Genomic DNA, 13,377 nt, shown 5'->3' with positions numbered 1-13,377 from the left:
CAGCAGGCCCTGGCATCCTGCGGAGGCGGCGATCACCTCCTCTTCCGTGCGGCATTGCGCGGTCACGACTTCCACGCCGGCTTCCTTGTAGAGCGCAAGCTCCAGGTCGACGTCGGGAAAATCGTAGTCCGTAATCAGTACTTTCATTGCTCGTCTCCGTGATGGTTGTCTTGGTCCACCTGATGCAACTACTTCCTGGAACACGGCCGCCGCTTGTGTGGCTGTACCGTGGTCCCGGGGTACGACGGATGCTGGTATTAAGCTGAATTTAATGCTGTTTGGATGACCCTTAACTTTTGCTTAATGCTGCTTGTTGAAGCCTGTGAAGCCTGTGAAGCTTGTGATGCCTGATGCGTTGCTGCAGGTGGAATTCGGTCAAGCCAGTTGGCTTTGAAAATTTCTCCTGCCCTTGCCGCCGTTGCTGGGGGCAAGGGCAGGCCAGTTCAGTGATTGTCCTTGGGCACGTAAGGTCCGCTCTTGCCGACCAGGAAATCAAGGTCCGCGCCCTGGTTGGCCTGCTGCACGTGGTCCACATAGAGCTTGACCCAGCCGCGCTGCATCTGAGGCGGCAGCTCGGGCTTTTGCCATTGCGCACGGCGGCGTGCCAGTTCTTCGTCCGAGACATCCAGGTGCAGCTTGCGCGCCTCCACATCGAGTTCGATGAAGTCGCCGTTCTGCACCAGCGCCAGCGGACCACCGGCGGCCGCTTCCGGCGAGACGTGCAGCACCACGGTGCCGTAGGCGGTCCCGCTCATGCGCGCATCCGAGACGCGCACCATGTCCGTGATGCCTTTGCGCAGCACCTTCGGCGGCAGCGGCATGTTGCCCGCTTCGGCCATGCCGGGGTAACCCTTGGGACCGCAATTCTTGAGCACCAGCACGCAGGTTTCATCGACATCCAGGTTCTCGTCATCGATGCGCTTGTGCAGGTCGTCGCTGTTTTCGAACACCACGGCACGGCCGCGATGCTTGAGCAGGGCAGGGGTGGCGGCTGATGGCTTGATGACGGCACCGTCCGGGGCCAGGTTGCCCTTGAGGATGGCGATGCCGGCCGCTTCCTTGAAGGGTTGGTCGAAGCTGCGGATGACTTCCGGATTCCAGTTTGGCGCATCCTGGCAGTTCTCCCACAGGGTCTTGCCGTTGGCGGTAAGGGCGCTCTTGTCGATCACGCTTTCCAGTTGGCGGATCACTGCCGGCAGGCCGCCCGCATAGTAAAAATCTTCCATCAGGAATTTGCCCGAGGGCTGCAGGTCCAGCAGGCAGGGCAGTTGCTGGCCGATGTCGTCCCAATCCTTCAGGTCGAGCTGGATGCCGATGCGGCCGGCAATGGCCAGCAGGTGGATCACCGCATTGGTGGAGCCGCCGATGGCGGCGTTGACGCGAATGGCATTCTCGAAGGCCTGGCGGGTGAGGATCTTCGAGAGCACCAGGTCTTCGTCCACCATCTGCACGATGCGCCGGCCGGCGTTGCGGGCCAGCACGTTGCGGCGCGCATCGACGGCCGGAATGGCGGCATTGTGCGGCAGGCCCACGCCCAGCGCCTCGACCATGCTGGCCATGGTGGAAGCCGTGCCCATGGTCATGCAGTGGCCGTGCGAGCGGTGCATGCAGCTCTCGGCTTCAAAGAATTCTTCCTGCGTCATCTTGCCGGCACGCACATCTTCCGACATCTGCCATACGCCCGTACCGGAACCCAGTTCACGGCCACGGTATTTGCCCGAGAGCATCGGGCCGCCGGAGACGCCGATGGTCGGCACATCCACCGAAGCCGCGCCCATCAGCAGCGCCGGCGTGGTCTTGTCGCAGCCCATGAGCAGCACTACGCCATCGAGCGGATTGGCGCGGATCGACTCTTCCACGTCCATGCTGGCCAGGTTGCGGTAGAGCATGGCGGTGGGGCGCAGCAGGGTCTCGCCCAGCGACATCACGGGGAACTCCAGCGGGAAACCGCCGGCTTCCCAGATGCCGATCTTGACCTGTTCGGCCAGGGCGCGGAAGTGCGAATTGCAGGGGGTCAGTTCGGAATAGGTATTGCAGATGCCGATCACCGGACGGCCATCGAACTGGTCGTGCGGGATGCCGCGGTTCTTCACCCAGGAGCGGTAGATGAAACCATCGCGGTCCTGGCGGCCAAACCAGGCCTGGCTGCGGCGGGTGGATTTTTTCTTGGTGTCGTCAGTCATTGTCGTTTCCCTGGCAAGGTGCGTGCGCAAGCGCGCACTGCGTCCCTTGCCCTGCTTCATGCGTTCCATGTGCTGCCAGCCGGATGAGGCCGGCAGTGCCGTCCAATGCTTGCTGCCTGCGCGAACCTGGTCTTTGTCAAACTCAGGCGAGAGCGCGCAGGGCGACAGGATGACTGTCGCCCTGGTCAAAGAAATAGCGGGAAAAATCAATCAGCAGGAAGGCCAGCAGGGACCCGAAAGCGGAGCAGCGATGCAAGGCGCGGCGCGCACGCACGCTGGAAGCGGTAGCGGCGCAGCGCGCCTGCGCCCGGCCAGCCGGCGTCCTGCGGTTCACATGCGATGCTGTGCCTGGATAAGCCAATGGGATGTCTCCGTTGCCTGGAGCCGCCGTGGCGGCTGGGTCTGTGCCGTCCGTTCTGCCCTGCGGCCTGCCCCGTCCCCGACGGTGGCGAAGCACGCTGAAGCGACGTGACTTGTGTAATTGGCTGCGAGTCTATTGCAGCCGGATTTGCTTGGTCAAGTGGTAATACCAAATTGCGGGAAAGCGATTTGTCAGGAAACCACGGTCGCTTGCGGCATGTTGCCGGCGCAGCATCCGGTCCAGCAGGCTACTGCGCCAGAAGGCAGGCGGGGTCTAGGTTTGCGACGGGTCGTTGGGGGCGCTGGAAATGCTGCGACGCATGAAAGGTGAATTTTTTTTCACGGCATTTTCATTCTTGACAGTGCCGGGCCGATATGAAATTCTGCTTGCGCTGGTCAGACCACATGACCGCATGCCGCTGCTTGTTCCACAGCGCGGCGCGACAAGAAAAACGACTCCGGAGACTCCTGACTGCTTTCCCTATGCCGGAAGCAGTATCCCTTCCTGAAAGGATGTGTGTGCCATGGCTGCACCCGAACGCTTTTCCGCTGACGCCCTGCGTCAGTTCGCTACCACTCTGTTGCAGCGCGCAGGCCTTGAGGCCGACAAGGCCGACAGCGTCGCCGCCACGTTGGTCGATGGCGACCTGCTGGGCCACGATACCCACGGGTTGGCGCTGCTGGCCCCCTACGTCAAGGAACTGGAAAAGGGCAGCATGGCCAAAACCGGCCAACCCGAGGTGCTCTCGGAGCGCGCCGCCGCGCTGGCCTGGGATGGCCGCCGCCTGCCGGGCCCGTGGCTGGTGCACCAGGGCATCGATGCCTTGATCCCCAAGGCGCGCGACTATGGAACCGCTTCACTGACCATCCATCACAGTCACCACATCGCCTGCCTGGCCGCCTATCTGCTGCGTGCCACGCAAGAGGGTTTCATGATGATCCTGGCCAGCTCGGACCCGGCGGTGCAGAGCGTGGCTCCCTTCGGCGGCACGCAGGCGGTGTTTACGCCCAATCCGATTGCGGCCGGTATTCCCACTTCCGGCACACCCTTCCTGGTCGACATCTCGGCTTCCATCACCACCAACGGCATGAGCAATCGCCTGCACAAGGCCGGCAAGCAGTTCGAGGAAGAATGGCTCATTGATGGCGCCGGCCATCCCAGCCGCGATCCAGCCGTGCTCTCGGCCACGCCGCCGGGCACCATCCTGCCGCTGGGCGGGCTCTCGGCAGGGCACAAGGGCTTCGGGCTGGCCGTGCTGATCGAGGCGTTGACGGGTGGCCTGTCCGGTTTCGGGCGTGCCGATCCGGCAGCGGGCTGGGGGGCGACGGTGTTCATGTCGCTCTATGATCCGTCGGCCTTCGGCGGCGAGCAGGACTTCAAGCGCCAGATGGATCACATCGCGCAGGCCTGCCGCAGCAATCCGCCGCGCCCCGGCGTGGGCCAGGTGCGCATGCCCGGCGACCGTGGCATGCAGCGCCGCGCCGAGCAGCTGGCGCAAGGCGTGACCCTGCATCCGACCATTGCGCCCATGCTGCGTGAAGCCGGTGCCGCCTACGATCTGGAGTTTCCCGCGACCCTCGCCTGAGGACCATCATGCCCATCGAAGCGATTGAACCGCAGCGCTTGTACCGGCAGATCAGCGACCAGTTGCGCAAGCTGATCGTGGACGGAGAATTCGCCGTCGGTTCACGCCTGCCGTCCGAGCGTGAACTGTCGGTACAGCTGGGCGTGAGCCGTCCATCGTTGCGCGAAGCGCTCATTGCGCTGGAGGTGGAGGGCTACATCGAAGTGCGCATGGGCTCGGGCATTTATGTCTGTGCACCGCCCATGCAGCGCGAGTTGCGGCATGACCTGTCCGGCGAGGAAGGACCGCTGGAACTGATCCGCGCGCGCGAGATGATCGAAGGCGAAGTGGCCTATGCCGCTGCCCAGCATGGCAGCAAGCAGCAGATCGCGGCCGTCGAGGAAGCCTACTCGCTCATGATCGCGCATGCCGAAGCGGGCATCGATCCGCTGGAAGCCGATCGCCTCTTTCACATCCGACTGGCCGAGGCCACCGGCAACAGCGTGCTGGTCGGGCTGGTGACGCAGCTCTTCGATGCCCGCCTGGGCCCGCTGTTCGAGCGCCTGCACAGCCACTTCGACGGCACCCGCGTGTGGCAGGAAGCCATCGAGGAGCACGGCCTCATCATGCAGGCCCTGCGCGAGCGCAACCCTGAGCAGGCGCGCGCGGCCATGCGGCGCCACATGGACATCGCCTTCACGCGCTACAGCGCCAATTTGATCCGGGAATATGGCAACCGCCAGCAGCAGGAGAGCGCACCGCGCAAACGGCCCACCCGCAAGACTTCGCTTCAGTTGAAGTAGGTGCGCGCCATTTCGAAGCGGCGCGAGAAATAGGGATTGTCCATGCGCGTGATGTGCACCTTGCCATTGGTGGAGGGTGCATGCACGAAGCGGCCATCGCCGAGATAGATGCCCACATGCGAGAAGGGACGGTTCTGGGTGTTGAAGAACACCAGGTCGCCCGCGCGCAATTGCGAAGGATCGATCTGGCGGCCCTTGCGGGCGATGTCGGCGGCACTGCCGCTGATGCGGTAATTGGCGGCCTGGCCGAAGATGTAGCTGACCATGCCGCTGCAATCGAGACCCGCCGACGGATTCTTGCCACCGAAGCGGTAGCCGGTATCGATCAGCGAGAGCGCATAGAGCGCCACTTCATTGCCATTGTCGGTGGCCGGCAGCGCCGGTGCCTGCGATTGCGGGGCACCGGGCAGCCGGGTGATGGGGGGCGCGGTCGGTGCCGTGCCGCAGGCGGCCAGCACCAGTGCCGCACATACTGCAGCCAGTGCCGACCGGGAAGAGGGCGCAGCGGCCCTGTGCGTCAATGCCATCCTCGCGCGTCCCGCCATCGCTTACTTCTCGATCTTGGCCAGGACGTCTTCCAGCATGGAGAACATCTGGTCGATCTCTTCCTTGGTCACGTTCAGGGCCGGCATGAAGCGCAGCAGGTTCGGGCGCGGCGAGTTCAGCAGCAGGCCCACCGGCTCCAGGTTGCGTGCGGCTTCGACGATCTGCGGGCCGATGTCGCGGCCCAGTTGCAGGGCACGCAGCAGGCCTTCGCCACGCTCGCCTTCGAAACCATACTTCTCGGAGATTTCCAGCGAACGCTGGCGCAGGTACTGGCCGCGCTCGCGCACCGATTCCATGAAGCCGGGCTTGAGCAGTTCCTTGATCACGGCCACGCCCACGGCGGTCATCAGCGGGTTGCCGTTGTAGGTGCCGCCTTGTTCGCCGGCTTCGAAGCAGGCGATTTCTTCACGCGCCAGCAGGGCCGCCAGCGGCACGCCGCCGCCGATACCCTTGGCCAGTGTCATGATGTCCGGCTCGATGCCGGAATGCTGGTAAGCGAACAGCTGGCCGGTACGGCCCATGCCGGCTTGCACTTCATCGACGATCAGCAGCAGGTTCTTTTCCTTGGTCAGGCGACGCAGGCCTTGCATGAATTCCTTGGTCGCCGGGATGACGCCGCCTTCGCCTTGCACCGGCTCCAGCATCACGGCCACGGTGTGGCTGCCGATCAGCGCTTCGACGCTGGCCAGGTCGTTGAGGATGGCCTTGGGGAAGCCCGGCACCTGCGGGGCGAACATGGTGTCCCAGCCATCCTTGCCGCTGGCCGACATGGTGGCCAGGGTACGGCCGTGGAAGCTGTGCTTGAAGGTGATGATCTCGAAGCGCGAGGAGCCATCGGCGGCCGGGTTCTTCTTGCCCCACTTGCGGGCCAGCTTGATGGCGCCTTCGTTGGCTTCGGCACCGCTGTTGGCGAAGAACACGCGGTCGAACACCGAGTTGGCCGTCAGCAGCTCGGCCAGTTCCATGGAGGGAGCATTGTAGAAGGCTGGCGAAGGGTTGATCAGCTTCTTGCTCTGGGCGTTCAGGGCGTCGGCGATACATTGCGGCGAGTGGCCCAGGGTGTTGACCGCCCAGCCTTGCAGGTAGTCGAGATAGTGCTTCCCGTTATGGTCGGTCAACCACATGCCATGGCCTTCGGTGAAGACCAGCTCGGGGCGGTTGGTGACATACATCAGCTTGTTGGTGTCGGACTGGCTGTATTGCATCGAAAGGCTCCTGCAAGAATAGGGTGGTTGGGAGGGTAGTGCAGACCGTTGCTGACACATGAGCACTAAGCGCTAGGCGGCAGGCGCACGACAGACCCAAAATGGCGAATAAAAAAAAGCCACAGGGTTTGCCTGTGGCTTCGCGATTCGTTTCACTTCACGCGCGCAGCAGCAAACCTTTCTCAGGTTGGCTGCGGCGTCGTAAGAATGTGGCGTTGGCGATCATGCGGTGAAGTTTAGGACGTTTTGCGCAGAGCGTCAAAAAGAAATTTCCCGCCAGAGCCGCTTGCAGGCGCATCGGGCGGGCCACCGTTGCAATTTCATCGCATCTCGCCGGGCCGCGCGGCATCAGGCTTGCGCGGCATCTTCGCAAATGTGCGTGACGCCGGCATGACAGCACCGGCGCCCGCACCCGGCCCGTCAGGCGGCCGGCGTGTCCGACACGGCCTTGGCCAGGTCGGCTTCGGACGTGAAGGAATCGGCATAGAACTCGTCTTCCGGCAGGCCGCATTCGGCGCTGAAGTCGCGCTGTGCCGATTCCACCACGACCGGCGCGCCACAGGCGTAGACCTGATGGCCCGACAGGTCGGGGAAGTCTTCCATCACTGCGCGGTGGACGAAGCCGGTACGGCCGCTCCAGTTGTCCTCGGCCTGGGCATTCGAGACCACCGGCACGTACTTGAAGTTGGGCAGGTCCTGTTCCCACTGCTGGCACAGGGCGTTCATGTACAGGTCCTGCGGGCGGCGGCCGCCCCAGTACAGGGTCACCGGGCGCTTCGAGCCCGCATGTTCCAACTGCTCGACGATGGCCTTGATGGGCGCAAAGCCGGTGCCGGAGGCCAGCAGGATGATGGGCTTGTCGGAATCCTCGCGCAGGAAGAAGGTGCCCAGCGGGCCTTCGATGCGCAGGATGTCGCGTTCCTTCAGGGTGGTGAAGACCTGGTCGGTGAAGAGACCGCCCGGCAGGTGGCGGATGTGCAGGCTCATGTGCTCATCCTTGTGCGGGGCGGTGGCCATGCTGTAGCTGCGGCGCTTGCCGTCGCGCAGCAGGAATTCCACGTACTGGCCGGCCTTGTACTGCAGGCGGTCGTTGGCCGGCAGCTGCAGCGAGAGGATGATGACGTCGTCGGCCACCTTGTCCAGCTTGGCCACGCGCACCGGCAGCTTGCGCACCGGGATCTCACCCACGCCGGCCACTTCGCGGGCCTCGATGGTGACGTCGCTGTGCGGCTTGGCGACGCAGAACAGGGCATGGCCCAGCTGCTGCTCGTGCTCCGAGAGGGCGCGCACCTGGTGCGGACCGTGCTCGACCTCACCCGAGACCAGCTTGCCCTTGCAGGAGCCGCAGGCGCCGTTCTTGCAGCCGTAGGGCAGGCCGACACCGGCGCGGATGGCGGCCGTGAGGATGGATTCGCTGGCGTCGCAGGAGAATTGGCGACCGCTGGGCTGGACTGTGACTTGGAAACTCATACAATTCTGCTTCTGGATAAATTTGGATTGAACACCGTGAAAAAACTGGGCCTGCCCCGCGTACTGATCCTGGGCTGCGGCGATGTCGGCCTGCGGCTGGTGCCGCTGCTGCTGCCGCGCTACCGCGTACTGGCCGTGACCAGCAACCCCGGGCGCCGCGCCGAACTGCGCGCCGCCGGGGCCATTCCCATCGTGGCCGACCTGGACGCCCCCTTGACGCTGGGCCGCCTGGCGCGCCTGGCACCGACCATCGTGCATCTGGCGCCGCCGCAGTCCGAGGGCCGCATCGACCGCCGCACTCGCAATTTGGCCGCCATTTTACCCGAGGGCGCGCGCCTGGTTTATGTCAGCACTACCGGTGTCTACGGAGATTGCGCTGGCGCAAGTTTCGATGAGACCCGCAGCGTGCGTCCGCAGAACGCCCGCGCCGTGCGCCGGGTGGATGCCGAAACCGTGCTGCGCGCCTGGGCCCGGCGCCGCCATGGCAAGCTCTCCATCCTGCGCGTGCCGGGCATCTACGCCGCCGACCGCCTGCCGCTGGAGCGCCTGCACAAGGGCCTGCCGGCGCTGGTGGCGCAGGAGGACGTGCATACCAACCACATCCACGCCGACGACCTGGCCCGCATCTGCCTGGCGGCTATGCGCCTGGGCGCGCCCAACCGCGTCTATCACGCTGTCGACGATACCGACCTCAAGATGGGCGACTACTTCGACGCCGTGGCCGATGCCGCCGGTCTTTCCCGTCCGCCGCGCCTGCCGCGCAGCGAGCTGGAACGCAGCGTCTCGCCGATGATGCTGTCCTTCATGTCGGAATCACGCCGCCTCCACAATGCCCGCATCAAGGAGGAGCTGGGCGTGCAGTTGCGCTATCCCGATGTGCAGAGCCTGTTGACCCAATGGCGGGAGCAAAGGCTGACGAAGGGCTGACGCCTTTATGCGTTTTGCCCACCTTTCTTATTCGAAATACGAATAAGCATACGATTTTTAAGTAGTTGTTTTGCATAGCCGGGCTCAGTACAGTGCATGCCTGACTCAATGGGGGAGGCTGGAGCAGCCTGTGAAGTTTCTGACCGGCGCGTGCGCCAGCACCGGCGCGCCTCTTCCGTTCCATCCATTCCACGCGCGGCCCGTCCGCGGACCACATGAAGCTATCTTTCAACAACGTCGCCAAGCGTTTCGGCGACCTGCACGTGATCGAGGAATTCACCCGCGAGATCGCCTCGGGTGAGCTGGTCGCGCTGGTCGGTCCTTCCGGCTGCGGCAAGTCGACCCTGCTGCACATGGCAGCCGGCCTGGAAAAAGCCAGCAGCGGCACCGTGTCCGCCGACGGCCAGGCCATCCGCGGCCCGCATCCCGAGCGTACCCTGATGTTCCAGGAAAACGCGCTCTATCCCTGGCTGACGCTGCAGCAAAACGTGGCGCTGGCACTGGAATTCCAGAATGTCGACAAGAAGAAATCCGCCGACCAGGCCCGCGTCTGGCTGGAGAACGTCAAGCTCAAGGGTTTCGAAAATTATTATCCGCACCAGGTCTCGGGCGGCATGCGCCAGCGCGCGGCCCTGGCGCGCGCCTTCATCTCGCAGCCCAAGGCGCTGCTGCTGGACGAACCCTTCGGTGCGCTCGATGCGCTCACTCGCATGACCCTGCAGGATGCCCTGCGCGACCTGATCCGCCAGCAGGGCCCGACCGTGGTGCTGGTGACGCACGATGTGGACGAGGCGCTGTTCCTGGCTGACCGCATCTTCGTGTTCAGCCCGCGTCCGGCCAAGGTCTTGAAGGAATTCAATCTCGTGCATCACGAAAAGACGCACGACCTGTCCGAATTTGCGGCCACCCGCCGCGAAATCCTTTGCCTGCTGGGCATCCACGCCGAGCAGGACGAATTTGCAAAAAACCTGGAAGGGGTAGGAGTATGAAACTCGCACGCATCCTGGCACCGGCCATCACCGCCGCAGCCCTGGCTTTCTCGGGCAACGCCCTGGCCCTGGAAAAATTCAAGATCGGCTACCTGCGCGTCATGGACGATGCCCAGGCCATGGCCGCCTATGAAGCCGGTCTCTACAAGAAGTACGGCCTGGATGTGGAACTGATCGAATTCAAGTCCGGCACTGACCTGGTCAAGGCCATCGTCGGCGGCCAGCTCGACAGCGGCGTGTTCGGCTTCTCCAATGCCGTGGCCTGGGCCTCCAAGGGCGCGGACCTGAAGGTGGTCGGCGGTGCGCAGCTGGGCTATCACGCCCTGGTGGCGCGCGAGGATTCCGGCATCAACAAGGTCGCTGACTTGAAGGGCAAGACCCTGGCCTCGCAGGCCGAGGGCAGCACCGCTGACACCGTGCTCAAGGGCGTGGTCCTGCGTGATGCGGGCGTGAAGCCCGATGACGTCAACGTCATGGGCGTCTCGCCCCAGGTGGCGGTGCAGTCGCTGGTGGGCAAGCGCGTCGATGCGGCCTTCCTGTTCGAGCCGCAGGCGCGCATTGCGCAACTGATCGCGCCGGTCAAGCAGGTCTATGAAATCGGCGAAGTCTGGCCCTTCCCCTGCATGGTCGTCATCACTTCCGGCGAGACCTTGAAGAAGAAGCGCGATGCCGTCTGGAAGTCGCTGGATGCGCAACGCGATGCCATCACCCTGCTGCAGAAGAAGCCTGCCGAAGCCTCCAAGCTGATTGCCGGCTACTTCATCGCCGAGCCGACCCTGAAGACCCTGAAGCATGGCGAGATGCTGCGTGAAGACGTCATCCGCGACGCCATCAAGAGCCAGACCTTCACCCCCAAGATCAGCAAGAAGGACCAGGACCGCATGCAGGAAATCGCCGATATCCTGCAATCGCAAGGTTCGCTCAAGACCCGCGACGGCAAGCCCTTCGATGTGAATTCCATCACCGACCTGTCGTGGCAGAACGCGCGCAAGCTGTGATGCGGCACTGCGCCTGATCGATTTCCTTTTGTGTTCACCCTGGCCGGACGCTGTCCGGCCATTGTCTTTCCTGTCCTTATGAGCTCACAGCGTCGCGTTACCGGACTCCGCAAGAAACTGGCCATGCTGCTGGCCATCGTCTTCATCCTTTTGATGTGGCAGATTGCGGCCTGGTCGCTGCCATCCTTCCTGATGCCTGGCGTGCCCGAGGTGGCCGCGCGGCTGGTGGAGGAAGTGCAGTCCGGCAGTTTCCGCACGGCCCTCTTCGGCAGTCTCTATCGCCTGGGCCTGGGCTATGGCTCGGCGCTGGTGCTGGGCATCGGATTCGGCCTGATCGGGGCGGTGCTGTTCTTCTTCCGTGAAGTGCTGAAGTCGGCCATCGTGATCCTGCAATCGATTCCCTCCATTGCCTGGGTGCCGCTGTTCCTGATCCTGATGGGCTTCGGCAACCTGCCCATCGTGGTGGTGGTGGCCATCGCCGCGTTCTTCCCGGCCGCACTCTCGGTCATGAATGCCACCGAGAGCGTGCAGCAGGTGCATGTCTCGGCGGCCCGCGTGATGGGGGCCTCGCGCCTGTCCATGCTGCGCCGGGTGTACCTGCCAGCGGTGATGCCCGAACTCATCACCGGTGCCCAACTGGCTTTCGGCAATGCATGGCGCGCGCTCATTTCCGCTGAAATGCTGGTCGGATTCGGCAAGGGTCTGGGCCGCACGCTGGCCTACTCGGGCGAGACGGCCGACATGATCGGCGTGATGGCCAACATCCTCACCATCGCCATCCTGGCTGCGCTGATCGACCAGGTGATTCTGGAAAACCTCAAGCATCGCCTGCTCAAGTACCAGTACGTCTGAAGCTATGCCCGCCATGCATACCCTCGTTCGCCTCACCGTGTTGGCGTCGGTCTGCCTGACCGTGGGCGCCGCGCAGGCTGGCGTGCTCGATGACGCACGACGCAGCGACACCGTGCGCATCGGGCTGGACCACGTGCCGCCGGTCTACAAGGGCGGCATGAAATTCCGTACCCCGGAAAACATCGCCATCGTGCCGGCCGAGGATCTTGTCGCACAGTGGAAGCTCAAGGTAGACCTCCAGCCCACTACGCAGGACCGCGCTGCATTGAAGGGCGTGCGTCCTGATGTCGTGCTCACGCGCATCGATGTCGCCCAAGCGGGCGCGGCCGACGTCATCATGGTTCCGACCGGCTACAGCGCCGGTGGCATGGCCATCATGCGCACCGATACCACCATCCGCAAATGGGAAGACCTGAAAGGCCGCACCGTCTGCGTTTCCGCCGGGTCGCCCTATGTCGGCACCCTCAGCGCGCGCTATGCCGCCATCGAGAAAGTGATGCCGGCCCCGGCCGATTCGCTGCTGGCCGTGCGCATCGGCCAGTGCGATGCCGCCGTGCATGACGACACGCTCATGAAGGCGCTCTTGAAGCTGCCCGAATGGAAAAAGTTTTCCGCACAGCTGCCGCCGGTCAGCCGCCAGGCGCTGGTGCTGCAGGTACGCGGCAATGACCCGGCCGACCTGGCCGCCGCACGGCAACTGGCCGCGCGATGGAACGATGCGTTCTGGGACAAGGCCATCAAGAAATGGGTCAACAACGTGGCCTTCGAGGTCTACCTCGATCAGAACGTACCGGATTGCCACTGAGGCCTCTTGCCAGCGTGGCAAGGAAGTTGCCACGCCGATATCGGGAAAGCGGGATTTGTCGACAAGCGCGCAAGCCGCTCCGTACCGTCCGCACAAAAATCACCCCATTTCAGGATTTTCCCTGTGGCAGAGCGCTGCAATGGGCGTAACATAGTCGGCATTCGTTCCACTGGAAGGCACATCCTGTCGCCGCCAGTCATCATTCCTCAGCCTTCGTTTCAAAGGGAGCCCATCATGGCCATGGACATTTCCTCTGCCGTCAACGGCGTCGTCTCCGACCCCAACGGCAATGCACCGACCACTGGCAAAGCCAACGATCCGGTGGCCGTGCGCCGTGCCGAAGAAGCCGCAGCCGCCTTGAAGGCCGAGCAGCGTCGCCTCGAAGAAATCCAGGCCGATGAAACCCGCGCCGAAAACGCCCGCCAGGAACGCAATCGCCGCGAGCAGGCCTCGCGCAATGCGACCGGCGAGATCATCGGCACCACCGTCAATTCGGTAGCCTGATTCCTGCCTTGCCGGCGACGTGATTTGGCCGCGCATTGGCCAATGAGCGGCCAATTCCGGATTCTTAACCTGGATTCAACAAAGCCCGCAACGCCCGGTACAAGGGCGTTGCGGGCTTTGTCGTTGCTGCGGCAGGAGGGTTGAGGTCGCGTGTCCGCCCCGGCCCGCTC

General features: G+C 63.8%; 12 protein-coding genes and 1 pseudogene. 8 read left to right on the top strand and 5 right to left on the bottom strand.

Translation table 11 applies throughout. The features are described 5' to 3' along the window. Together B3873_RS22575 and B3873_RS22570 are read right to left on the bottom strand one after the other, a co-directional pair. Window positions 1-147, bottom strand: a pseudogene (locus B3873_RS22575) (C-terminal binding protein); the annotation flags it as partial. A 296-nt stretch (window positions 148-443) separates the two neighbouring features. After that, window positions 444-2,183, bottom strand: coding sequence for an IlvD/Edd family dehydratase (locus B3873_RS22570; RefSeq protein ID WP_209584208.1), 1,740 nt, complete (start codon window positions 2,181-2,183; stop codon window positions 444-446). 884 nt (window positions 2,184-3,067) lie between these two features. Here B3873_RS22570 and B3873_RS22565 point away from each other — a divergent pair. Both B3873_RS22565 and B3873_RS22560 read left to right on the top strand, forming a co-directional pair. Beyond that, a complete protein-coding gene (locus B3873_RS22565) occupies window positions 3,068-4,129 on the top strand; it encodes an Ldh family oxidoreductase (RefSeq protein WP_286869190.1) in 1,062 nt (353 codons plus the stop codon). Between the two features lie 8 nt (window positions 4,130-4,137). Beyond that, a complete protein-coding gene (locus B3873_RS22560) occupies window positions 4,138-4,911 on the top strand; it encodes a FadR/GntR family transcriptional regulator (RefSeq protein WP_286869189.1) in 774 nt (257 codons plus the stop codon). On the opposite strand, the gene B3873_RS22555 is transcribed toward B3873_RS22560, so the two are convergent. The 3 genes from B3873_RS22555 to B3873_RS22545 form a co-directional block, all read right to left on the bottom strand. Further along, window positions 4,899-5,456 (bottom strand): C40 family peptidase, encoded by a 558-nt coding sequence (locus tag B3873_RS22555; RefSeq protein WP_286869187.1) that lies wholly within the window; start codon window positions 5,454-5,456, stop codon window positions 4,899-4,901. The two genes, B3873_RS22560 and B3873_RS22555, sit on opposite strands and share 13 nt — an antisense overlap. Before the next feature lie 3 nt (window positions 5,457-5,459). Continuing rightward, window positions 5,460-6,662, bottom strand: a complete 1,203-nt coding sequence (locus B3873_RS22550; protein ID WP_286869186.1) for an acetylornithine transaminase — start codon at window positions 6,660-6,662, stop codon at window positions 5,460-5,462. A 420-nt stretch (window positions 6,663-7,082) separates the two neighbouring features. Next, a complete protein-coding gene (locus tag B3873_RS22545) occupies window positions 7,083-8,132 on the bottom strand; it encodes a CDP-6-deoxy-delta-3,4-glucoseen reductase (protein ID WP_034334029.1) in 1,050 nt (349 codons plus the stop codon). A 36-nt stretch (window positions 8,133-8,168) separates the two neighbouring features. Here B3873_RS22545 and B3873_RS22540 point away from each other — a divergent pair, with 36 nt between their 5' ends. The 6 genes from B3873_RS22540 to B3873_RS22515 all read left to right on the top strand — a co-directional run bounded on the left by B3873_RS22540 (window position 8,169) and on the right by B3873_RS22515 (window position 13,207). Next, window positions 8,169-9,059, top strand: coding sequence for an NAD-dependent epimerase/dehydratase family protein (locus tag B3873_RS22540; protein ID WP_286869192.1), 891 nt, complete (start codon window positions 8,169-8,171; stop codon window positions 9,057-9,059). Between the two features lie 215 nt (window positions 9,060-9,274). Beyond that, window positions 9,275-10,048, top strand: coding sequence for an ABC transporter ATP-binding protein (locus tag B3873_RS22535; protein ID WP_134223005.1), 774 nt, complete (start codon window positions 9,275-9,277; stop codon window positions 10,046-10,048). Continuing rightward, the gene (locus B3873_RS22530; protein ID WP_134223004.1) at window positions 10,045-11,046 is read left to right on the top strand and encodes an ABC transporter substrate-binding protein; all 1,002 of its coding nucleotides are present in this window, start codon (window positions 10,045-10,047) and stop codon (window positions 11,044-11,046) included. Before B3873_RS22535 ends, B3873_RS22530 begins: the two co-directional genes overlap by 4 nt. 78 nt (window positions 11,047-11,124) lie before the next feature. Then, window positions 11,125-11,898 carry an ABC transporter permease gene (locus B3873_RS22525; protein WP_088754909.1) on the top strand — a complete coding sequence of 258 codons (774 nt, stop codon included), beginning with the start codon at window positions 11,125-11,127 and terminating at the stop codon, window positions 11,896-11,898. A 13-nt stretch (window positions 11,899-11,911) separates the two neighbouring features. Next, window positions 11,912-12,703, top strand: a complete 792-nt coding sequence (locus tag B3873_RS22520) for a transporter substrate-binding domain-containing protein (RefSeq protein ID WP_286869185.1) — start codon at window positions 11,912-11,914, stop codon at window positions 12,701-12,703. A gap of 234 nt (window positions 12,704-12,937) precedes the next feature. Further along, window positions 12,938-13,207 (top strand): hypothetical protein, encoded by a 270-nt coding sequence (locus B3873_RS22515; protein WP_034338578.1) that lies wholly within the window; start codon window positions 12,938-12,940, stop codon window positions 13,205-13,207. Window positions 13,208-13,377: the final 170 nt, after the last annotated feature.

The sequence above is a fragment of the Herbaspirillum sp. UBA812 genome (genome assembly GCF_002296545.1).
Classification (GTDB): Bacteria; Pseudomonadota; Gammaproteobacteria; order Burkholderiales; family Burkholderiaceae_D; genus Herbaspirillum; species Herbaspirillum huttiense.
Note: the sequence above shows the minus strand (reverse complement) of the source record. Positions and strands in the feature narration are given on the sequence as shown.